Below are 22,078 nucleotides of genomic sequence, written 5' to 3'. Positions count from 1 at the left end.
AATACTGTTATTTCCACAAGCAAATATGTTTATTGGTTTTAATTATAACCGCTAAAGTCAATTAGGTAAAGTTGTTTGCAGGCACTTTCACAATCAAATATAGGTGTTCTGTGAGGTACAATTCTGCCGAGAGTCAAGATACTGTGACTTCTCACACTACGCAGATTTACTGACCGGCTGAGTCATGGGAATCGGTGTGAACCCAACGATGGCTGGCTGCTGCATACACTCTCCGTATCTTGTGCGACTCTCTGGACATCTATCGGAACTGGTGAGCCACCTCGGGGTCAAGTGGTTCGAGACGCGGAGCGTCTCGTCATCACGGAACTCTCCGATTTCCGTACGACCCCGAAGCACTGGGCCTGCTCCGCCTGTAGAACTCTCGCGGAGTCGGCCTCAATATCGAAGTAAACACCCTCTCAGGGGAGTTGCCCGGTCAGTTAGGGATACGGCTCGTGCTGGCCCAGATTGTAGCGGTTGCCTTTCTCAACGGCCACGAAGTGGAATGAAGACGGTGCGCCAGAAGCCCGCCAGCCGGCGATTCTCGCCGAGTGACACTCGTTGAACCAGTGAGCTAGCAATATGTTTAATAGCGAATAGAATAGTAGGTAACCAATAGTAGTACCTGGGGGTTCCAAGGATGTTTGATGACGACTTGGATGGCAATGGGACGTTTCTCTATAGACTTGAACGGGAGTCGGAAGTCCTGAAGCTTGTTGCACATCTAAAGCTAAGCGAGAAGGTCTATGTCCGACGACGAGCAGCCGAAATGCTGGGGAATATTTCGGACATTCCCGACCCCGACGAGCGTCAGCAGGCCGTCAAGGCACTTATCAACGCAGTAAACGGACGAGGACGATAGTGTTCGCGCGGCCGCGATCGACGCATTATACCAGCGTGGCGAGGAAAGCTTCGACCACTTGGTGGCGGAGCTTGCCGGGATGGAACTCTCGGAGTCCAACGAGCGGACCACAACACGGTTGCTTACCGAGTGGCTGTCAGCTGAGTACCCCGAATTCCGGATAGTCGCCGCGACGGCACTCGGTGAACGTGACGCAACGGCGGCCATCCCAGAGCTGGTTTCAGCATTGACCGATCCGGACCCTCGTGTCCGAAGCCGGGCGGCTCGGGCGTGTGGCCGACTATCGGACCCGCGGGTTGTATCGCCACTTAGCGAACGGTTGTCTGATGACCAACAGATGGTGCGAGAAGCCGCCGCTAACGCGCTCGGGGCCATCGGTACCGATCGCGCGCTTGCGGAGCTAATTCCCGTGACACAGGCCGACGAGGAGGCGCTTCGACTCATTGCGGTTGATGAACTCGGGCAGTTCGGGTCAGTGAAACCCGTCATTGTGCTCATTGAGGCTCTCGATGACGATTCGTCGACGGTCCAACGGGCGGCGATGTTATCACTGTTAGAGTTGCTCACGACGGCCTCAATGGCGGAGGCCGAGCGGATTCGTGGGACCGTTGTGGAAGAACTGGCTCGGGTGGATGTGCAGGCAACGGTGCCAGCGCTCCTCGATATCGCCGCCGACGGGACGCGCCGGGCGTACCGCCAGACGGCAATCTGGCTGTTAAGCCGCATCACAGGCGAGCGCTACCGATCTGAAGTAATCACATGTCTGCTCTCCGTGCTGGATGAGTCCGATGAGGAGACCGCACGACTGGCCGAAGCGGCACTCACAGAGCTTCGAGGCCCTGAGTTGGAAAAGCGCCTGCGCGTGTATCTCAGCCGTGAACGGGGTTCCGAAGAAGCACGAGATCGCGCCAAAGCGGTACTTGATCGGATATGTGGCGACTCTTCGGGGGAGCTGGTGACAACAGGCGTCGACTACACGTATGTGGACAATCCGGCTGACTATACTGAGCAGCATAATTCGGAGTAACCGAGAGCGGAGTATCAGCGAGTCGTAAAGCGTGATCCATTTGCCTGAATTCGCAAGTCGAACAGTTCTTTGAGAACGTTGATTTCTGAGCTGGGATGTGAGTTCGGGTTCAGGTAGTAGTGGGTGAGCGCGTCCATGTTCGTTAACCTTGAATTCAAAACGTGGACAAATTTGAACGCGGTCTCGGTGTCAAACAGACTAAGCAATTCGCTGAGAATATCGAACCCAACAGTTACCCGAGAATTGCTCGTCTGCTGTTCGTCCAAGACGCGGGCGATCGTTTCACCAAGATCTGTTATACTCACTCCCTTATCCAGAATAGCAACATCAAGTGGGGCCGTGTCCAGGTCTACATCCGTGACATCGGCGAATGGCTGCGATTTGGTCGTGAGAATCGTCGTCCACGCGGGCCACGACTGGAGTCTGTTATCGAGTAGTCGAACGCGCTCGGCCGGGTCATTGGTGACAAACACCGCGATATCGGCTGGTGAGGTGAAATGGACACGGGCATTGTCAGCTCCCGCGCTTTCCAGTGCTGAGAGGACCAGCACGTTGCCGACTCGACCAATCTCATCAGCCACGTGGACGCCCGAATCAATGAGCGCGGAGACGTGTTTGAGCAGGTGCTCTTTGAACTTGTCTATGCTCTCGTCGGTATCGTAGCCTTGGCTAGTGTGGTCACAGTACGGACACTCCCAGCTGACGCCAAGTTCGTCCGACGTGACAGCACTCTTATAGTGGGAGAACAGGTGCGATTTCACAACGTCGGAAATTTCACTCTGGTTCGACGACCAGGCTGTGAATTCACACTCCCGGCACTCCCACTGATGAACCATTTGGGTGAGCGGAAATTCATGCCGAAATCAAGATAAATCTACTCATATGGCACTATCTAGTTGAGCGAGTTTGAGACGCGAGCAGGCCGTAGCGAGAGGTGTTCATGTCGCTCACAGACCCGCTCAGAGAACCGTTAGAGAAGGACAACGAAGACGTTTGGGAGAACGAGCGCACCCCGACACCCGTCCGACGGTTAGGGGTGTGTCTCCACGCGGCGGGGCTGTCGATCAGGGAGACGGTTGGTATATCCCGAACCGGCTCTGTTGAAATTCTCTGCGAGTTACAGGTTTGCCTCGTAGTCTGACCGGATGGAAGCCCTTCCGAAGTCGCGGTTACTCCGGTTCGTTGAGCAAGCGATGCACTTGGCTCGGCGAGCTGTCGCTCGCTACTCCTCGAAGTTCTCGAAACGACGGTATACACTTCATCAGCACATCGTCTTGCTCTGTCTCAAGGTGCGGAAGAATACGATGTACCGGACGCTTCTTGACGAACTTATCGAGATGCCTCGTATCCGAAGCGCCATCGACCTTGAGGAACTACCTACTCCTTCGCCGTTGTGTAAGGCGTTCAATCGCCTCGATATGGCGGTTTGGCGTGTCCTGCTCAACCTCTCGGTTGTACTCCTTCCGACCAACGGCGTCGTCGGGATTGATGCCTCCGGTTTCGACCGCAGTCACGCCTCGAAACACTATCCAAAGCGAGCGAAGTTGACGATCCAGCAGTTGAAAGTCACGCTTCTCGTGGACACGAGGTCGAACGCGATTCTCGACGTACATGTAACGACGACACGAAAACACGATTCGAAGATCCCGTCGTCGCTTATAGAGATTAGGCGAGAAAACCCACGACTGCAGTCGTGGGATGAATCGCCGCACGGTTCGCAACCACTGAAACCCCAACAGTTGAGTGCCCACACGTCGTTTCTGTGGTTGTCGTTGCGACGGTCTCCCGTCGTGATTGACCGTCCGAAAACTGGCAGTTGACTTGGTGTTTGCCTCATCAAAAAGTAAGCCTTCGGACGACCAGACCGACGTTAAACAACGATATAGCTCGGAGTCCTTCACGGGATACGAGTAACGGGGCGTGGCACTCCCATCGGCGTGTCGGGTCGTAAACGTAAGTTCCCAAACCAGCGCGTTGCAGTGCGGGCGTGGGAAGCCCACGAGTTTACTCGTAGGAGGATGTCACCAAGCGGAATACCAGGGAAGTAGCGGTTCTCCTCGGCGACAAGGGATACGATGACCAGAAGATTCGCGCATTAGCGCGTGAAACTGGTGTTCGTCCGCTCATCAAACACCGCGAGTTCTCGTCTCTTCACAACGCGCGGAATGCTCGGTTGGATGTCGCCCTCTATGGTCAGCGCAGTCAAAACGAGACGGTACACTCTCGTCTCAAACGCAAGTACGGTGCATTCGTCCGCTCACGGCACTGGTGGAAGCAGTTCCGTGAACTCGTTGTCGGATGTCTCACTCACAACATCGACAAGGCACTCTGAACGTTAGATGTAGGGGATTCATTTATCGGTGCAGACAACGTATCGTATATTATGCCTGAAGAAGTCCTGTTCAAATCGGAAAGCAAACAGAGTCGAAAAGAGATTGCATCGTACCTTCGGCAGGTCGCGGATAATCTTGACAGCGGAAATGCTATCAGTCTGAAAGCAGGCTCTGAGTCGGTAACGCTGAATCCACCTGCCCGACCAACCTTCGAGGTCAAAGCTGAACGCGAGGGCCCAGCTGGCAATATGACTGAACGAAGTATCGAGTTCGAACTCGAATGGGACGAGAACGACGGTGAGGAGGGCGGTGGAAGTGGGCAGTTAGAGATCGAGTAGTCACTCCGCACACCTACCTAACGGCTATTCCAGCAAGACAAATGTCGAACGCATAGGATTTCAACAGAGCCACCGAACCACGCTCTTGACGGAAAAACGCCAGCTGAGGAGACTTCTGCCCATCGCGACGGTTTCGCCGACCTCCGGGCACAGGGTGTCGTCCGTCATCGGCCATCTCCCAGCGAAACGCCAGCAAAAACCGTGGGTTTAATTAACTCACAGCAAAACGGATATAATGGGTCCTGGTCCCCGTCAGATCGATTGCCCACCGGTCCTCTTTGACCCAGAGTTGACCCTCGCGGGTCCGGGACCCGTTTCGGCACGGCCCTTCTGGGTTACAGCGGTAGCGAGGTGAAAGCCACCCCTTTAGGGGTGGGATGAAGCCGACGACTGGGAATCTATCCACGTTCGTAGCCACGGCTGGGGTTGGATGCTTGTATAACATCTTTAGGTGAGTGAATTCTATATACTGACGATGCCTCGTGGGTTCGACAGGAACGTACCAACGTCCACAAACTCCAGTACCACTTCATCTGGTGCCCGAAATACCGCAAATCGGTACTAACCGACGAGGTACGTGACCGTCTCGAAGAACTCATCGAGGAGAAAGCCGACGAGCTCGACCTCGAAATCTTGGAGTTGGCGATCCGCCCCGATCACGTACACCTGCTCATCACGGGTGACCCGACACTTGCCCAACAAGATAATGCAACAAGTCAAGGGCTACTCCTCCCGCCACCTCCGCGACGAGTTCGGCTTCGGCTTGCCGTCGCTGTGGACACGCTCGTACTTCGTCTCAAGTGCGGGCGACGTCTCCAGCGGGGTCATCGAGGAGTACATCGACGCCCAAGCAGGTGAGTAGTCATGCACCAGACCGTCTCAACCACGGTGCGGGTCAAACTCCACTCGCTGACCAGCAGGAAAGCCGACCTGCTCGCCCGCGAGTACGAGGCGTTCCAGACCGAGGTGCACGGTGGAGACGCTGACCTGTACTCTGCGACCGACCAACAGGCGTCGAAAGTCCAACGGCAGAAAGACCCGAATTCCGATACCGAACAACCCGTTGTGCTTCGCAACGACGTGTTCGACGTGGCCCACGACGAGGACACCGTTCTCTCGTCGTGGTGGGTGAAAGTCCCCGTCTACGACCCCGAGCGTGGACGGGGCAACTCCATCTGGTGTCCTGCCCACGTCCCACGAAAAGACGAACAACTCGTCCGCGAGGGCGACATTCGGGACAGCGAACTGGTGCGCCGTGACGGTGATTGGTACGTCCATCTCGTCGTGAAGCGGTCTGTGACCGTGGCCGACGAGTACGACGACGTGCTGGCTATCGACATGGGCGCACGGTGGGTCGCAACCTGTGCGTTCCTCTCTGACCGCAAGACCACCTTCTACGGAGAGGAAGTGCGCCGTATCCGCGAACACTACAAGCAACTCCGCAAGTCCATCGGGAACTCCAAACCACGACAGGGACAGCAGGTGGTCGAGCGTATCGGTAACGCGGAAGCACGGAAAGTGGACGACCGCCTCCACAAGATTGCTCGGAGAATAGTGGAGGACGCTCAGGAGCGGAACGCGGTCATCGTCGTGGGCGACCTCGGCGGGATTCGCAAGGACAACGACAAAGGCAGGTACGTCAACGACAAGACCCACAAGATGCCGTTCGCCCGCCTACTCAACTACATCGAATACAAGGCCCACGACGCAGGTATCGACGTGCAGTTGATCGATGAGTACGACACCTCGAAGACGTGCAACCGCTGTGCCTGCGAGGGTGTCCGAGCAACGCAGGGGCGCTTCGAGTGTCCCGACTGTGGGTTGGATGACAACGCGGACAAGAACGGTGCGCTGAACATCGGCAAACGAGCCTTAGGCAAGTTCTCGAAACCGCTGTCTGAGGCGGGGGCTGTACTGGCACAGCCCGAAACGCAGGTCATCGTCCACCGTGACGACGAACCTGCGAACCTCTCCGTGTCCGTGGGTTCAACCCCCAGTGAGGGAACCCCACGGCTTTAGCCGTGGGAGGATGTCAGGAACGAGGCTGAAATCGAACCTTGAGGCTGCTGTTCGGCGCGCCCCATCGACACTACTGCCGGAACCCGGATCAGCCGTCGACTTCTGGGAAGCAGTTGAATTCGACGGTGATGGAGTCGAGTTCCGTGCCGGTCTGGTCTATGGCGACGACCCGGTACTGACCGTGAAACGGGCGCTGACCGAGATACTGCTCGTACTGGAGTTGCCCGTCGCCGACGCCAGATTTTCTCACCATCCGACTCTCGTCGTCCGGAGACACGGGTATCACGTGTACTACTTCGCCAGACGCGTCGAACACTTTCAATCGGTCGACGTTCTGATTCTGCACCGCTTCGACGGCCAGGGGGATCGCCAGTCGGACGTCGTCGCCCTCAATTGCTGCCATCACGCCTCTGTCGAGGATGTCGCCATCGCCGTGGGAGAGCGCAGCGCTGTGACAGTCGACGGACTCCGAGCCACCCGATGCAGAACCGCGACAGCCAGCAAGTCCAGCCGCGGCTGTCACTCCGAGTCCGGCGAGTACCTGTCGTCTAGAGGGCGTGCAGCCATCTTCAGTGACAGCTGTGCGCTGCGCTGTCTCTCTGACCATTACTCACTACCGCGGAGGAACGCTTCGACTTCCGCTGCGATCCGTTTCGGGGCTTCACTCGGGCCGCTGTGACTGATACCGTCGAATTCGACGAGACGGCTTTCTGGAAGCGCGTCGTGAACACCGCGAGCGCTCTCGCGGAGGAATTGTGGGCCGTTTGTTCCGGTCATCACGAGTACGGGCGCTGTGACATCCAGCGCGTCCGGGAGCTGATACTGTTCGACAGCGCGATTCATCCGCACGACCTCCTCGGCGAGTTCCACGCAGTCGGGCCAGACCGGCCATTCTGCCAGCCACGCATCGAGATCATCGATACCATCGGGGTGGAGGACCTGTTCGATGTAGCGTTTCACGGCTTCCTCCCGGTCACCGTCCTCGATGAGCGTCGCCATTCGGTCGGCGAGATCGGCCTCTGTACGATACTCGTCGGGGAGCACCGCCGGTTCGTAGGCAAGAACCGCTTCGACCGCCGCGTCCGTTGCTGACTCGACTGCCGTCAGCGCACCGTAGGAGTGACCGAACAGGATCGGCTCACCCTCGACGGCGTCTACGAGCGTGCGAACGTACCGGGCTTCACGGTTCAGTACTTCATCGGCGCTCGTCTCCGTCGGATCGTCGAGACACGTACCGAACCCCGGTCGCTGCGGGATGACGGCAGCGTACTCCTCGAAATGCGGTAAGACGGGGTTCCAATACTGTCGGGGCGCCATCCCCCCATGGAGAAAGATCAGTGGCTGGCCATCGCCGTATCGTTCGTAGGCTATCTCGGTGCCGTTTGCGGACTGTGTCGTCCTCATGCGACTCGATGTTCGAAGACGACGGGGCTAAGCCGTTCTCTCAGTCGTTGGGCCGTTTATACGTGCCGGGAGGACGACCGAGGCCACTCTCGTCCCGGACAGACTAATTGGAACCGAGAGCGGTGAGTTGGGAGCAGCAGCGATCGATTCTCGACGAGTCGGTCCGACGAGGCCGACTGTTTCGACACCACCAATATGATCGGTAGAAACAACGACATATGGGGCTCGTCGCCGAGTTCGACATCGACTGTCAGGCGCTACCGCTCGCGGGCGTGGCAACCGACGTCCGCGACGCGACGTTGACGCTCGAAATGCAGTACAATCACGGGAACCGTCCGCTGTTCCTCGTTACCGTCCAGGACGGGTCTCGGTCGGCAATCGAGAGTGCCTTCACCGACGCATACGACGTCGGGGAGTGGGCACTCGTTGGGGAGGCCGGAGAGACGCGTCGATACCAGGTTATCCCAGCACTCAGTCTAGAGGAACAGCTCGGTGAGCATCTCGACGATCTTGCGGGTCTCGAAGCCCTCGCCACTGCCGACGCTATCATCGAACGGATCACCGTGGTCCCGAGTGGGTGGCGACAGACCGGCTGGTTCGCCGACCGGGACGCGTTCCGGCAGTTCTCTTCGTTCTGGCAGCGGAACGCTGACTTCAAGTTACACCGACTTACCCGAGATGGAGAGTCCGAACCACCGGGCGACGGACTGACAGACCGCCAGCACGAGGCACTCCGAATCGCCTACGAATTGGGTCATTTCGACATCCCGCGGCAAGCGTCCTTGGAAGATGTCGCTGCAGAACTGGACATCTCGCCGTCTTCCGTCTCTGAACGGCTGCGCCGGGCCCAGACCCAACTCATCGAGGAGACGGTCGCTACAACGTGGCCGCCGCTGCCGAACTGACAGGGCACCGCTCGCCGGTTTCCGGGGTCGGGCACTTAAACGCCCTCACGAATTCGAGTATTCCATACCGGGGACCATCTCGACGGGTTACTCGCCTATGACATTGCAACAGGCACGGCACCAATCTGAGACCGAAGCGGACTCCTCGGAGCGTCACACTGCTATCGGCGCGGAGGACGTCCACGTAACGTACGACGATGGAACAGCGGCCGTCCGAGGCGTCTCTCTCGATGTCAAAGAGGGCGAGTTCTTCGGCTTTCTGGGTCCGAACGGAGCCGGGAAGACGACCACGATAAAGACCCTCGTCACGCTGCTGTATCCGACACAGGGGGCAGTACGGATCAACGGCTACGATACGAAAGCGGATCCACAGGCTGTGCGCGAATCCATCGGCTACATGGCCCAGGAGACGAGCATCGACTTCGAGCTCACACCCCGTGAGAACCTGCGCGTCGCCTGTCGGATGTACGGCGTTCCGAGAGAAGAACGAGCGGACCGCATCGAGGAATTGCTCGACCTCGTGGACTTGCGAGACGTCGCGGACAAGCGGGCAGAAACGTTCTCGGGTGGAATGCAGAAGCGTCTCGACACCGCCACTGTCCTCGTCCACCGTCCGCCCGTCGTCTTCCTCGACGAGCCGACGACTGGTCTCGATCCCGAGGCCCGACTCCGGGTTTGGAACTACTTCGAGAAGATCAACGACCAGGGAACGACGGTGTTTCTCACGACCCAATATCTCGAAGAAGCAAACGAGCTGTGTGATCGCCTGGCCATCCTCCAAGAGGGACAGATCACCCACACTGGCACACCAGCTGCACTCAAGTCAGCTGTGGGGACGGAGACTCTCACACTAGCACTGGACGACCCGTCACAGGAAAATCGACGCCGTGCGAGGAATATCGTCCGGCAGCGCTCGGCTCTCGACACGACGGCTATCGAACGAACCGCCGACGGCCTGCGCATCGAAGCCGACAACGCTCGCTCGGCCACGAGCGACCTCTTCACCGAACTGTCCGCGGCAGGCATCACGATCACTGATTTCGACATTCAATCTCCGACGCTTGACGACGTCTTCCTCACGCTGGCTGGAGAGAAGGGTGAGGGGAAGGACAGCGCGGATAGTGAACCCACGAGTGTTCAGGAGGTGGTTCGATGAGTGGCGTAACCGACGAACGTGACTCCATCGACGGTGACGCGGCGCAGCGAGCGTCCGGAAACAGCCTCGCAACTGACGCACGGATCAGCTTCAGGCGGTGGCTCGTCAAGACGTCCCGCAACCCCTACGTGACGTTCACCTCACTGGTCCAGCCGGTCATCTTCTTCGTCCTTATGGCCGAAGTTCTCGGGGCGATCGCAGGTGGGGCCTTGGCCCAATCGCTATCGAGTGACGTGACGTACGTGACGTATCTCACCCCCGCGATAATCATTCAGTCAGCGCTTGCAGCCGCTGCCGTCTCCGGTATCGGACTGGTCGACGATATGGAGACCGGGATGTTCGATAAGACGCTACTCTCCCCGATGAATCGAAGCGCGATGTTTCTCGGGAAAGCGCTGTCGGAGGTGGTCCGAATCACTGCACAAACAGGTATCATCGTCGGCCTCGGATACCTCCTGTTGGTTCTCAAGCCCGGCGCAACTGCAGCGCAGTATCTGCAGACCGGGCTGCCCGGTATCCTCGGTATCTTCGTCGTGACCGTCATCTTCGGCGGTGTCTTCATGGCGTACTCGAATATCGTCGCACTCCTCACCCGCGACCGAGAGGCTACGGTGATGATTGCGAACCTCCTGACGTTCCCCCTTCTGTTCATTTCGAGTGCGTTCCTTCCACTGGATGTACTCCCAGGCTGGATTCAAACCGTAGCGGTAGTCAACCCCATCACCTACGGCGTCGATGGCATCCGAGCGCTCATGCTCGGACAGGACGTGATGACTGTCTTTGAGGTAACTGCATTCGGTGGCCTCTGGAACACAGTCGTTCCTGCTATTGCTGTTCTTGTGGGGTTCAACATCCTTCTGGGCGGCGCTGCTGTCGCTCTCCTCAAACGGGCCTCCAGGGCCGAAGTTCAATAGCGGCTATTTCCCGCGCTTTTCCAGTCGTTGTCGATGCGTCTCGATCCCGGCTTGACTGGGTTGGGTCCATAGCTGCTTCGTCACCGAGACGGTGGTCACTCCCGCGCCGACTGCACTGTCACACCGAAACCGGCCCGCATCTGACATCCTCTCCGCGCTGAAAGCTGAGTTCCTCGCGCCCTACTCTGTTTATAAATGGCCGGATGACTGAGAGACAGACATACTCCACTCGTAGCAGAACTACCAGGAGCACCAATGCAGACCGTCTCTTCCGCTGATGGGACACGTATCGCGTTCGAACGACACGGAGCGGGACCGCCGCTCGTTTTGCTTCACGGAGGCTCCTCACCACAGTACTGGAAACCGATCGTTCCTCACTTCGCCGACGATCACACCGTGATTATACCCCATCGACGCGGAGTCGGGGAAAGCGGCGATTCCGAGGCGTATCGTCTTGATCGGGGCGTCGAGGACGTTCGCGCGGTGATCGATGCGGTCGATGGAACCCCGGTTCTGTTCGGGCACTCGTTCGGCGGTCTGTTGGCGATTGAAACCGCCCGAACTGCGCCTGTCGAGAAACTCATCGCGTATGAACCGGCAGTTCTCGTCGGTGAGTACAGGCACCAGGCCGACCTCGCGTCACAGATGCAGGCGCGGATCGACGACGGTGAACGCCGACAGGCCATGAAATTCTACATCCGCGAGGTCATGCACGGTGGCGATATCGACGACCTCGACGGCTGGCTCGCAGAGTGGCCGCCCTGGCCCGACATCGTCGCGCTGACGGAAAACATCGCGCGGATCAACCGCGCTATCGAACAGTACCGCCTCCCCGACTCGCTATCCATCGACGCACCGACACTCCTACTGACCGGAACAGAGGGACCTCCCCACCTCCGAGACGGCATCCGTGCAGTCGACAAAGCCCTCCCGAGCAGCCAGTTCGTCGAACTCGAGGGTATCGGCCACGGCGGGCCGACAGAAGCACCTGACCGTGTCACCTCCGAGGTTCGCGCCTTCATCGACGGGAGCAAGGCACCTGCCCCCGAGGGTGGCGACTAACACCGAGGTAGCCTCCCTCAGCAGCAACGTCTCGAACGTTCGCTCGGCGCGGGATTCCGTAGTACCCGCGTTCCCGTGCACCATAACGCACCTCTTCTTGCCGGTCGGTCAACGCTGTGACTTGCGACTCCCAGTACGCATCGGCTTCTCCGAGACGGTTGATCGACACAGAGAGCTGTTCGGGCCCGACCGGCGGGCGTCGTCGACCGAGCGCACAAGGGGTCGGCGATGCCGGTTCACTCGGGTTTCACCGCCCTCGGACGACTGGACACTATGCGCGAGAGTGAGGTCCGAGTCTGTGACGTCTTCGGCGTTCCGCCAGCCGTGCTCCGAGAGCGAGACGGGCTGATGTCTCGCCTCACGGACGCATGCGAAGATGCCGGCCTCACGATCCTCGATGAAGTTCACCACGATTTCGAATCCGGCGGTGAGGGGTTCACGTCGGTGCTGTTGCTCGTCGAGTCACACCTGGCGGTGCACACGTGGCCGGAAGAAGAGTACGTCGCGCTCACGTTGGATACGTCCTGGCAGCGTGATCTGACTGCCGAGCTCGTAGACGAGATGCTCGCTGAGATACCACACGACTCTGTCACCGTCGAGACCGTCACTCGACAACCGAAACGGTGACGCGACAGTCTTCGAGCCGACCATTTAATACCGAGGCCGCCGGTGACTCAGAGCGTCGCATGGGCGAATCATGTCGGTTCAGGCTCGACGAGGAGTCTGTCGACGAACTGCTCTCGGCCGACCTGGTAGGGTGGCAATGCCCGCACGAGTCGGACGATGACTCCCCGTACTGCCCCTTTCACCGCCCGGCCGGGGAGGTGGCGCCCGAGCGAATCCGTGATGCGTTTCTCGCGGCCCTCGACGAAACCGGCAAGCAATCGAAACAGTTCGCCGGGGCCCGACTTGCCGCTGTCGACCTCGAGTACGTCCTGGTGGATGCACCGGACATGTATCCGATCGACCTCCGATACGCCTCCGTCGCTGGTCGCCTTGATCTTTCGAACGCCACCCTCGACCAACCGTTGCTGCTGGACGGTGCGTCGCTCGAAACCGTCGACGCCGAGGGGACGACCTTCCGCAAGATGGTGTCACTCGTCGATGCCGACGTCGAATCGCGGTTCATCGCCGAGGATGCGACGTTCGAACAGGACCTCACCGCATCCGGCACCCGGTTTCGCGGTGACGTTCGCTTCGACGCGGCTCGTATCGAAGGCTCGCTCGTCCTCGCCGACGCGACCTTCGAGGTCACTGCGGACTTCTATGGCTGTCGCTGTCTGGGCGTTGCCGAGTTCCCCTACACTTCCTTCGACGGATGGGCCGACTTCGGTCAAACCGTGTTCCGTCGGGAGGCCATCTTCGAAGCGGCGACGTTCGACGACTCACAATTCGCTGACGCCACCTTCGATAAACGAGGGATCTTTGACGGGGCCACGTTCGAGCAGTCAAATTTCACCGGGATCGTCGCAGACGAGCTCTCGTTTGCAGGGGCCCACTTTCGCGAGAGTGCCCAGTTTGCCGAGTGCCAACTCGGGGCCGATGCCACGTTCACCGACTGTACGTTCGAGGGGACGGTCTCGTTCGAAGGGGGAGTCTTCGACGCCGATGCCGCGTTTTTCGGGGCCGAATTCGAAGCCGATGCGATCTTCACCGACTGTGCGTGTGCTGGCCACGCGACCTTCGAACAGGTGCTCTTTACGACGCTGGATTTCAGCGGCAGCAGATTCGGCTCGCTCTCGATCGGCCACGGCATCACGACGCTCGCAGGCGTCTCGCTCACCCGGACGGAGTACGACGACAGCACTGTCGTGCTCGAAGATGCCACGGTCCAGGCGGGCACGCTCTCGCAGGCCCAGGAAACAGAGATTCTGTACGACCTCCAGGGCGCGACTCTCGGTGAGGTCGAATTTCGCGCCGTCGAGGAGATGGATGACCTGCTCGAGTATTTCTTCGTGTACGATACGAAGTTCGAGGGGTTCGACTTCTCGGAGTATCGGGGACACCTCGCACCCGAGTGGATACTGCACAGCGTCGGCGAGGGCTACGAGGAACCCGATCTGGACCCCGCTGGGCTCGAAGTGACGTATCTCAAGGCCCGGAACGGCGCCAACGCGGTCGGTGACACACACTCTGCGGCCGAGTTTTTCATCAAGGAGATGCGATACCGACGGCGTCGCTATCTGGCGCAACTCCTCGAGTCGTCGCCCGGTGCGTCGCTCCGAGTCCGGCTGGTGCTCGCGTGGCGCGTGGCGACGAACTTCCTGTACGACGCCACCTCCGGATTCGGCGAACGGCCGTTCCGCGTCGTCGCGTCGTCGCTGTGTACCGTCGTCGGATTTGCACTCCTCTATCTCCTGACGTTCGAACTCGCCGGGCACGCGGACCCGTACCCTTCCTCGATCCCGTTTGTCGGCTATCTCGTGTTCAGTTTCGAGGGGTTCGTCCGCTTTGTCGTCGGTGGCGGGACGACGGTGAACAATACGTTCCTCCGACTGCTCGCCGAATTCGAAGGGTTCGTCGGCGGCTTCATCGGCCTGTTCGTGTTCATCCTGACCCGGGCCGTCGACCACTGACGCTGGGACCGCTCCCACCCTATGCGTCGAATAGCGACACCTGTTCGGGGACCGGTCGCTTTCGAAGGACGAACACCCCGTACTGCAGGTGCTCGTGGTTCCGATTGAACAGGTCCATCAACTCGACCAGGCGGGTTCGAATCGCCGCCTCGACGTCGGTGTCGTACGCGTTCCGCTCGACCATTCGATCGACGTACTCGTCGATGTCCGCCCTGGTGACCTGCTCGACCGGCTCTGTCATCACGTCGTAGCGTTCGAAGCCGGCCTCGTCGTACCGGGTGAGCCAATCGTCCAGCGTCCACGGTTCGATTTCAGTCCCGAGCCGCTCGGCGAGTTCCGTGAGCAGTGACGCCGGGGGGCTCGAGTCGTAGTAGAAATTCAGCTCCGCGACGAATCCCCAGTCCCGGACTACTCGCCGATACTCCCGGAGGGCCGCGAGCGGATCCGACACGAACGGCGTCGAGCCACCACAGACGACTCTGTCGAAACGCCCCGTCGCGAACGGGAGGTCGGTGGCATCGCCTCGCATGAACGAGACCGGGATACCCTCTCTGGCGTGGCCACGCCCCAGACGCGCAGTCGCCCGCTGGACCATCGTCTCGCTTACGTCCACCCCGACGACGGAACACTCGGCGACACGGGACAGCTCGAACGAGACGAACCCCGTGTTGCAGCCGACGTCCAACACGAGGTCCTGCGCCCGAACGTTCGCCCGGTGGATCAACTCCCGAACGGCTGTCTTTCCCCCTGGTGGCCGGTTCGTCTCGTCGAGGAACGCCATGAAATCCACGTAGGACAGCTCTCTGATATCTGCCGGGCCGAGTGATTCAGACACGGTGTCCCACCCCCGACGCCTGGATTCTGTGCTCGAACCGCATGCGCGACTGCCGCGTTGCCCGGGGACGCCAGCTGCTCCGGTCATGGGTGGGGAAAGCGGTGGGTCCGCGGGAAATGCGTGACAGCGATGATCGTCGGCATCCGTAACAGCCCCTGCAGGAGTCGCTCCCAGCCGATACCGAAGCCCGAGGTGCGAACGTAGGATTCCGCGGTTCGGGCACGGAGGTACGGTTCGTAGTCGTCTTCGGGGAGGTTGAAGGCGGCAGCTTTCTCCTCGACCGCGGCGACGTCGGCGATCCGTTCTCCGCTGCCGACGGTCTCGACGTAGCCTGGCCAGATGAAGTCCGCGTTCTTCGCGATCCGTCGACCGTCGCCACTTTCTGCCTCTGCATGATAGAACGGGACCTCGAAGAGCGGGAACTCCTCGAGACAGACGATCTTCCCGCCCAAGAGCTCGGTCAGCCTGACCTCTTCCCACGTGTCGATGTGTTCGGCAGTAAACTCCTCGTATCGCTCGTCACCCGTGTCTTCACGGAGTAACTCCAGCGCACGCTCGAGCGTAATCGACCTGACGGGGTCCCGTCGAAGCGCTTCGAGCCCGTCGATAGCCGTAGCCGGGAGAAACTCCGCCAGTGCCGACCGCGCATCGGTGAGCAGTGCTTCGAGTATCGCGGTCAGCAGCTCGGTGACAATCTCCTTGTTTCGCTGCTGGTCGATCTGGCCCTCGTATTCGATGTGGTGAAACTCCGAGAGGTGTGTCTCGTCTGCCCGTTCCTTGCGAAAGGAGTTGTAGATAGAGAACACCTGAGACACGTCGGACTGCAAGAGCGCCAGTTCGAGGTAGATCTGTGACGACTCCGAGAGGTAGAGCTGTTCGTCCGCGTCGAACCACTCGAGCGTGATCGGACTCGTGTCGTCGGTGTAGTCTGTGGTCTCGCTGCCGTACACCGCCCCCGGCGAGGAAATGAGACGCGTCGTCAGCGGAAGCAGTGTAAACTCCGAGCCCAGCGACCGGAAATATTCGACGGTCGCCCCGTGGATGACGTCGTTGATGTGCGATAGATGACCCCAGTAGGATTCGGTCAGGAATTGCGAGGGCCGCTCCGAGGCCCGGTCCAGTGCGTCGGTGCCGTCGACGTGCTCTGACTCGTCGTACACTCGATTACCGGCGTACCGCAGTGTCCCATCATCACACGCCTCGAAAGCCATTACACCAATCCTCGGCCGTCCCAAAAATAAATGTGTTCCGACGAGTCGACTGCACCGACGGCCCGGTGGCGGCTGTGGTAGCGACCCCAGTCGAGACCCACCGGCTTCTGGTGGCGTCGCGTTCGGTGCTGTCCCCATCACTTAGGTACCCCGGGGTGAAATGACGAATCGATTCAGTCAGGATGATTGTCGGGGTGACCCTTGGCAGGGCGCGCTGTGCCGGCGTTTGTCTCGATACCGGTGGTCTGCAGGCGAGCGCTGTCCTCGCCGGGTCTCCGGACACGCAGACGTCGCTCACTGAACTCCTTCGCACGCTCATGCAGCGGGCGGGCGAGCGGACTGTCGAGCGGGTGATTCTCTCGACGGCTGCACCGGCGATGGCAGCCGCAAACGGGTCGCTTCCCAGTTGTAGCAACGTCATCGCTCCGGGGCACGGGTTCGACGGACACGAGGTGGATTTCGGTGACGAGACGATCCGTGCAGCCGGCAACGTCGACGCCCGTGGTCGGGTCACCGAAGACGCAGCCCTGGACACCGAGCCAACCGGCGATGTCGTCGCGGTGACTGGCAAGTTCGCACCCCGCAATCCCGAGGTCGAACGCCAGATAGCCGCGATGCTCGACTATCCTGCGGACCGTGTCGCACTCAGCCAGGAGACGGACTGGCGGCTCGGATTTACGAAACGTATCGCCACGACTGTCGGGAACGCGCAGGTTCGCCCACGTTTGACGAGCACTGTCGAGGAAGCTCGCAACGCGCTCGAGGCCGTCGGTGTCGACGCACCGCTGTACCTGCTCAAGGGGAACGGGACGGTCGGCGACGCGACAAGTGTCCTGGAAACACCGGCGCACGTCCTCGGCTGTGTCGACGCCGCGGGCGCACTCGGCCTGCTCGCACTGTCCGGAACGGCAGGACTCGACGACGCGTCTGACGGGCCTTCCGGGGGCGCTGACACGGCCTCGGCAGCGGGTGTTGCGCTCTTTCTCGGCCGGGAGCGGACCGTCGTCACACCGTTCCGGGACGGGTTCATCGGCACGACTGTGGGGTACGCCGACCACGTCCCGACCCGCTATCGCGGCGTCGATTCGAGCGTGCTCCCGTTCGGTACCCATTCGGTACTGTCGGCATCCGGTGCGGTCACAGACGCCACCGCGACGCCAGGCGCGCTCGGTGGCCGGGAGGCAACTGTCGCCGACGCCATCGCTGTCGGCGCACAGTCTTCACGGCAGCCACCCGGGAGTGAGTCCAGTGCGGGTGACACGGCGGCCAGTCGGCGTGTGCTGACGGAACTGGGTGACCCGACCACCGCCGCAAACGCGGTGCTCGACGAGATAACGACCCGGGTGCTCCGCCTCTCAGAGCAGGTCGGGACTGGCGACATCGTGGTTGGCGGGGAGTCTCCACGAGAGTTCGGGACGATTCTTCGAGCCCGGAGTGACAGGCCGATTCAGGTACCGACACACGCATCCCTCGCGGATGCGATCGGGTGTGCGCTCGCGACGGTCACCGTTCGGGTGTCGGTTCACATCGATACCGACCAGGGGAGACTCTGTCTGAACTCCGAGGGCGTCGACGAGATTGAGGTGGTCGACATCGAGCGCGGCCTCTCCGAACGGAACCTGCGGCAGTTCGCGACGGAAAAGACACGACAGATTGCAAATCGCATCGGCGCGGTTGACGAACCGCCGGTCGAGATCACGCACAACCGCCGGGTTGCGATCATCCGTGACTCACAGGACGTCGGACAGCTCGTCGATATCCATGCTCACGTTCCACCGCGGGTTAATACTTCACTCCTCACCACCCTTCGATAAGATCGCTCCATGGCTCTCGCACTCGTCTACGACGACGCGTACCTCGAATACGAAATCACGCCGACCCATCCCGAGCGGTCGGAACGGCTCGTCTACACCCTCGCGCGACTCGAGGAGGAAGGGCTCTTCGACCACCCGGCGATCGACGTCCGGTCGCCGTCACGCGCCACCACGGACGACCTCCTCCGGGTTCACGAGAAATCGTATCTCTCGCGGCTGCGTCGTCTCTCTCGGCGCGGCCGGGGCGCGCTGAGTGGCGATACACGGGTGACTCGAGAGACGTGGGAGACAGCCCGACTCGCTGCCGGTGGCCTCTGTCGAGCCGGGGACCTGGTGGCAAACGACGAGTACGACGCCGCGTACGCGATGGTCCGGCCGCCGGGCCATCATGCCGGCCGGGATACCGGACACGGATTCTGCTATGTCAACAACACTGCGGTTCTCGTCCGGCACCTCCAGCAGGCGCACGGAGACGACCGAGTCGTGATCTGGGATATCGACGCTCACCACTGCGATGGGACCCAGGACATCTTCTACGACGACCCGGACACGCTCGTCATCTCGGCGCACCAGGACCCGGAGACACAGTTCCCGAACACCGGGTCTATCGACGAAACGGGCGACGGCGCCGGCGTCGATACCCAGATAAACATCCCGCTTCCGCCCGGCGCCGGCGACGACGCGTACGAGCGCGTCGTGAACGACGTGTTCGTCCCTGCAACGCGGACGTTCGACCCGGATTTCCTCGTCGTCGAAGCCGGGCACGACGCCCACTTCTCCGATTTCACGAGCGACTTACAGATGACGGCCGCTGGCTATCGGACGCTGATCCGTCACGCGCGCGAGACCGCTTTGGACGTCTGTGACGGGCGTATCGTCGCAGGTCTCTCGGGCGGATACAGTATCGAGGACGGCCTCCCGTTCACGACGCTGGCGCTCATCGCCGAACTGGCCGACCTAGAGGCCGGGACCCTCATCGAACCCGGGGAGCCACCCGAACCGACGACGACGCTGCCCGAGATCGAGGGGATTCTCGAACGCGTTCGCTCGGCCCACGACAGGCGGTGGTGGCCGTGACCGGCGCTCGATGCGTGGATTCGTCCGGTGGGAGTTCGGCCTGCGGCTGACGCCCCGGCGGCACGGACTTCCCTGTGGCGGGAACGGCGGTGCGTGCGCCCCCGTCGGACTTGCGTCGTGTCAACTACCTCGCCCTACTCGTGCTGACGCGCTCGTTGCGGACGGGGCTTGTCCATGAACTCGGCCTCGAACCCGTCCGGGTGGGCGGTGAATCCGTCGCTCGGCGTCACTGTTCCAGACTTCAGGGCAAGCTGACTGTCGCCCGTCCGCCGAGACGACTGTTGGCCTCGACGGACGTACCGCATCCCGATGTTCTTTGCCGCGTTGTAGTCCGCGTTCGCTTCCGCCTCGCACTTCACGCACCGGAAGTCGTTTCGAGTCGGGCGATTCTCGTCTGCCGTGAACCACACTCGGCGCACCGCTGAGACGTGTACGCCGAACCGACTTGCTTCACCGAGATACCCTCTGCCTCGGCTTTGTACGCTACTTGCTCGTAGAGCGTTCTGAACGCCTTGTGCCCCCACGACGCACCCGTTCGGTCGCGGATGTCCGTCAAGTCCTCGAACGCAATTATGTCACAGTCGTATCGGAGTGCCTCGTCTACGATAGCATTGGACGCTTGGTGGAGTCCGTCACGGACGTAGCGACGTTCACGGCCACTCGACCGTTCGAGCGTCCGGTGGGCACTTCTCGTCCCGGTCTGTTGGAGTCCGGCCCGTACCTGCTCGAACTCGTGGAGGTCGTGGGTCAACTCTCGTCCGCTGAAAAAGTAGGCGGTGCTGGTGACGGCGAGGTTTTCGATACCGAGGTCGACCCCGAGGACCGTTCCGTCCTCGGCGGTGTTCCGCTCGGCATCGGTCTTGTGTCGGCGGAAGCCGATGTGCAAAGTAGTCGCCGTCGCGGGCGGTGAGGGTGCTTTCCGTGACACTCCACACGTCCGAGTCGAGGTACTTGTGTTGGTAGCCATCGTCGGCGTCGGGCAGCGCAAGGTCACATCGGACGCGACTCTCCGTAGTAGAGAGGGACACCGTGTCGTCGTCGAACAGCGTCATGGTCCGCGTCTCGTATTTCACGGTCGGTGCGGTGAAGGTGGGCTTGCTCACCGTCTTGCCTTTTGACCGACGTTCGAGACAACCGGTGATGGTTTGGGCGGCTTGGTGGGTGGCGAGAATCGCGTGCTGACTACCGCAGTAGTTGAGACTGCCTGTCTCAATGCATATGGCCGACGCAGTTAGATATCCCACTCAAACACCAATTCGCACGTTCCTCCCTCAAATATCAGGGCTGGGACAGGCATAACCGTCCTGCACCCCTCACACTAGAGAGTTACCCATGGATATCTCTGAGATACTCTCACCGAAGTTCACCGAGTTCGACATCGGAACCCCTCTCTCGAAAGTCGCCGGGGCGTTCGAGAATCCGGAGCTCGATGCCGTCATCGTAACGGACGGCGACGAATACCGCGGTGTCGTCAGTCGTCGACAGCTGGCTTCCTCGTCTAACCAGCCGTCTGCGAAGGTCGGCTCACAGGTACACCACGTCCCGACGGTCGACCGCACAGAGGACGTCCGCGAGGTCGCGCGGCTCATGATCGGCAGCGACGCCAAAACGCTCCCCGTACTCGACGCCGACGACCGGGTCATCGGGGTGGTGACCGGCGATGCGGTCCTCGAGGCCGTCCGTCCGTTCCTTGACGCGGCGACCGTCGACGACGCCTACACGGCGGAGTTGGTCAGTGCGACGCCCGAGACCACGATCGGGAAAGCGCTCAATATGCTCCGAGAAGCCGGGATCGCCCATCTTCCGGTCGTCGACGAGGACGACCTCGCGGGCATGCTGAGCCTGTACGACGTCATCGAGTTCACGACGCGGGGCGGCAGCAAGAGCCAGGGTGGGTCGTCGGGCGGCTTCGGTGGCCGCGGTGGTGGCGGACAGAACCGCGGTGGGTTCGGCGCGCGCGAGGGCGACGCCGACCGGATGCTCGACCTCCCGGTCCGGAACCTGATGTCCGACGCGGTCGCGACGGTCGAGCGGAGCGCGCCGCTTGACGACGTCGTCGAGACGATGTTCGAACAGGAGATCTCCTCGCTCGTTGTCACGGCCGACGACACCGGCGAGCCGATTGGTATCATCACGAAGACGGACGTCATCGAGGCGCTCACCTGGGAGCGCGATGATCGGAACGCCGTGCAGGTGTTTGGGCTCGACCTGCTGGAGAGGATGGACTACGACGATGTCTCCGCATTAATCGAGAGCATGGCCTCGAAATACGGTGAGATGAGCGTGATCAAGGCCAGCATCGAACTGCAGGAGCACAAGGAACAAAGCCGAGGCGTGCCGCTGGTGCTGGCACGGATTCGACTGGTCACCGACCGCGGCTACTTTACGGCCGATGGCGAGGGGTATGGTGCCGCTCACGCGCTTCGACTCGCCGCGAACGCGGTCGAACGCCAACTCCTCAAGGGGAAGACCTACGGCCAGTCGAAGAAGCATCCCGACACTGACGAGCAGGCACAGCTCTACGGCTGGTGGCTCGGGGGGTAAA

General features: G+C 60.7%; 19 protein-coding genes and 5 pseudogenes. 17 read left to right on the top strand and 7 right to left on the bottom strand.

All coding sequences use genetic code 11. From position 1 onward, the window contains the following. Positions 1 to 640: 640 nt before the first annotated feature. Together P1N55_RS08850 and P1N55_RS08845 are read left to right on the top strand one after the other, a co-directional pair. Positions 641 to 862: a hypothetical protein gene (locus P1N55_RS08850; RefSeq protein WP_276278540.1), complete on the top strand. Its 222-nt coding sequence runs from the start codon at positions 641 to 643 to the stop codon at positions 860 to 862. Between the two features lie 79 nt (positions 863 to 941). Next, the gene (locus tag P1N55_RS08845; protein WP_276278539.1) at positions 942 to 1,889 is read left to right on the top strand and encodes a HEAT repeat domain-containing protein; all 948 of its coding nucleotides are present in this window, start codon (positions 942 to 944) and stop codon (positions 1,887 to 1,889) included. 14 nt (positions 1,890 to 1,903) lie between these two features. Here the strand turns inward: P1N55_RS08845 and P1N55_RS08840 are convergent, their stop codons facing one another. Further along, positions 1,904 to 2,725: a DUF7504 family protein gene (locus tag P1N55_RS08840; protein ID WP_276278538.1), complete on the bottom strand. Its 822-nt coding sequence runs from the start codon at positions 2,723 to 2,725 to the stop codon at positions 1,904 to 1,906. A gap of 104 nt (positions 2,726 to 2,829) precedes the next feature. On the opposite strand from P1N55_RS08840, the pseudogene P1N55_RS08835 reads away from it, so the two are divergent. The 6 genes and pseudogenes from P1N55_RS08835 to P1N55_RS08810 form a co-directional block, all read left to right on the top strand. Beyond that, a pseudogene (locus tag P1N55_RS08835) lies at positions 2,830 to 2,973 on the top strand (IS6 family transposase); the annotation flags it as partial. Between the two features lie 61 nt (positions 2,974 to 3,034). Next, positions 3,035 to 3,553, top strand: a pseudogene (locus P1N55_RS08830) (IS5/IS1182 family transposase); the annotation flags it as partial. Positions 3,554 to 3,915: 362 nt separating this feature from the next. Beyond that, positions 3,916 to 4,221, top strand: a pseudogene (locus P1N55_RS08825) (transposase); the annotation flags it as partial. 51 nt (positions 4,222 to 4,272) lie between these two features. Continuing rightward, positions 4,273 to 4,560, top strand: coding sequence for an amphi-Trp domain-containing protein (locus P1N55_RS08820; protein ID WP_276278537.1), 288 nt, complete (start codon positions 4,273 to 4,275; stop codon positions 4,558 to 4,560). A 475-nt stretch (positions 4,561 to 5,035) separates the two neighbouring features. Further along, positions 5,036 to 5,422, top strand: a pseudogene (tnpA, locus tag P1N55_RS08815) (IS200/IS605 family transposase). 2 nt (positions 5,423 to 5,424) lie between these two features. Then, positions 5,425 to 6,579 (top strand): RNA-guided endonuclease InsQ/TnpB family protein, encoded by a 1,155-nt coding sequence (locus P1N55_RS08810; protein WP_276278536.1) that lies wholly within the window; start codon positions 5,425 to 5,427, stop codon positions 6,577 to 6,579. Between the two features lie 88 nt (positions 6,580 to 6,667). Here P1N55_RS08810 and P1N55_RS08805 read toward each other — a convergent pair whose 3' ends face one another. Together P1N55_RS08805 and P1N55_RS08800 are read right to left on the bottom strand one after the other, a co-directional pair. Then, on the bottom strand, positions 6,668 to 7,186 hold the full coding sequence (locus P1N55_RS08805) for a hypothetical protein (RefSeq protein WP_276278535.1): 519 nt from the start codon (positions 7,184 to 7,186) through the stop codon (positions 6,668 to 6,670). After that, positions 7,186 to 7,983, bottom strand: a complete 798-nt coding sequence (locus P1N55_RS08800; protein ID WP_276278534.1) for an alpha/beta fold hydrolase — start codon at positions 7,981 to 7,983, stop codon at positions 7,186 to 7,188. Before P1N55_RS08800 ends, P1N55_RS08805 begins: the two co-directional genes overlap by 1 nt. A 218-nt stretch (positions 7,984 to 8,201) precedes the next feature. On the opposite strand from P1N55_RS08800, the gene P1N55_RS08795 reads away from it, so the two are divergent. The 4 genes from P1N55_RS08795 (at position 8,202) to P1N55_RS08780 (ending at position 12,020) form a co-directional block, all read left to right on the top strand. After that, positions 8,202 to 8,888 (top strand): helix-turn-helix domain-containing protein, encoded by a 687-nt coding sequence (locus tag P1N55_RS08795; protein ID WP_276278533.1) that lies wholly within the window; start codon positions 8,202 to 8,204, stop codon positions 8,886 to 8,888. 97 nt (positions 8,889 to 8,985) lie between these two features. Then, entirely contained in the window at positions 8,986 to 10,044 is a 1,059-nt protein-coding gene (locus tag P1N55_RS08790) for an ATP-binding cassette domain-containing protein (RefSeq protein WP_276278698.1), read from the top strand. Then, a complete protein-coding gene (locus P1N55_RS08785; RefSeq protein ID WP_276278532.1) occupies positions 10,041 to 10,958 on the top strand; it encodes an ABC transporter permease in 918 nt (305 codons plus the stop codon). The genes P1N55_RS08790 and P1N55_RS08785 overlap by 4 nt, the downstream gene beginning before the upstream one ends. Positions 10,959 to 11,213: 255 nt before the next feature. Continuing rightward, complete coding sequence (locus tag P1N55_RS08780; protein ID WP_276278531.1) at positions 11,214 to 12,020, top strand: alpha/beta fold hydrolase; 807 nt, start codon at positions 11,214 to 11,216, stop codon at positions 12,018 to 12,020. Here the strand turns inward: P1N55_RS08780 and P1N55_RS08775 are convergent. Beyond that, positions 11,977 to 12,189, bottom strand: a complete 213-nt coding sequence (locus P1N55_RS08775; RefSeq protein WP_276278530.1) for a helix-turn-helix domain-containing protein — start codon at positions 12,187 to 12,189, stop codon at positions 11,977 to 11,979. The genes P1N55_RS08780 and P1N55_RS08775 overlap by 44 nt on opposite strands. 104 nt (positions 12,190 to 12,293) lie before the next feature. On the opposite strand from P1N55_RS08775, the gene P1N55_RS08770 reads away from it, so the two are divergent. Both P1N55_RS08770 and P1N55_RS08765 read left to right on the top strand, forming a co-directional pair. Further along, positions 12,294 to 12,647 carry an S-adenosylmethionine decarboxylase family protein gene (locus P1N55_RS08770; protein WP_276278529.1) on the top strand — a complete coding sequence of 118 codons (354 nt, stop codon included), beginning with the start codon at positions 12,294 to 12,296 and terminating at the stop codon, positions 12,645 to 12,647. A 59-nt stretch (positions 12,648 to 12,706) separates the two neighbouring features. Next, on the top strand, positions 12,707 to 14,596 hold the full coding sequence (locus P1N55_RS08765) for a pentapeptide repeat-containing protein (RefSeq protein ID WP_276278528.1): 1,890 nt from the start codon (positions 12,707 to 12,709) through the stop codon (positions 14,594 to 14,596). A gap of 19 nt (positions 14,597 to 14,615) precedes the next feature. On the opposite strand, the gene P1N55_RS08760 is transcribed toward P1N55_RS08765, so the two are convergent. After that, positions 14,616 to 15,431, bottom strand: a complete 816-nt coding sequence (locus tag P1N55_RS08760) for a class I SAM-dependent methyltransferase (protein WP_276278527.1) — start codon at positions 15,429 to 15,431, stop codon at positions 14,616 to 14,618. 83 nt (positions 15,432 to 15,514) lie between these two features. Next, on the bottom strand, positions 15,515 to 16,642 hold the full coding sequence (locus P1N55_RS08755) for an amino acid--tRNA ligase-related protein (RefSeq protein ID WP_276278526.1): 1,128 nt from the start codon (positions 16,640 to 16,642) through the stop codon (positions 15,515 to 15,517). A gap of 317 nt (positions 16,643 to 16,959) precedes the next feature. Between P1N55_RS08755 and P1N55_RS08750 the strand changes: the two genes are divergently transcribed. Both P1N55_RS08750 and P1N55_RS08745 read left to right on the top strand, forming a co-directional pair. Then, positions 16,960 to 18,456 (top strand): hydantoinase/oxoprolinase family protein, encoded by a 1,497-nt coding sequence (locus P1N55_RS08750; RefSeq protein ID WP_276278525.1) that lies wholly within the window; start codon positions 16,960 to 16,962, stop codon positions 18,454 to 18,456. Between the two features lie 9 nt (positions 18,457 to 18,465). After that, positions 18,466 to 19,533, top strand: coding sequence for a histone deacetylase family protein (locus P1N55_RS08745; RefSeq protein ID WP_276278524.1), 1,068 nt, complete (start codon positions 18,466 to 18,468; stop codon positions 19,531 to 19,533). Between the two features lie 134 nt (positions 19,534 to 19,667). Here the strand turns inward: P1N55_RS08745 and P1N55_RS19695 are convergent. Next, a pseudogene (locus P1N55_RS19695) lies at positions 19,668 to 20,720 on the bottom strand (RNA-guided endonuclease InsQ/TnpB family protein); the annotation flags it as partial. Between the two features lie 145 nt (positions 20,721 to 20,865). On the opposite strand from P1N55_RS19695, the gene P1N55_RS08730 reads away from it, so the two are divergent. Then, positions 20,866 to 22,077, top strand: coding sequence for a CBS domain-containing protein (locus tag P1N55_RS08730; RefSeq protein ID WP_276278521.1), 1,212 nt, complete (start codon positions 20,866 to 20,868; stop codon positions 22,075 to 22,077). Position 22,078: the final 1 nt, after the last annotated feature.

The organism is Haloarcula regularis (genome assembly GCF_029338315.1).
Lineage (GTDB): Archaea > Halobacteriota > Halobacteria > Halobacteriales > Haloarculaceae > Haloarcula > Haloarcula regularis.
This window is presented reverse-complemented; position numbering and strand designations above follow the sequence as displayed.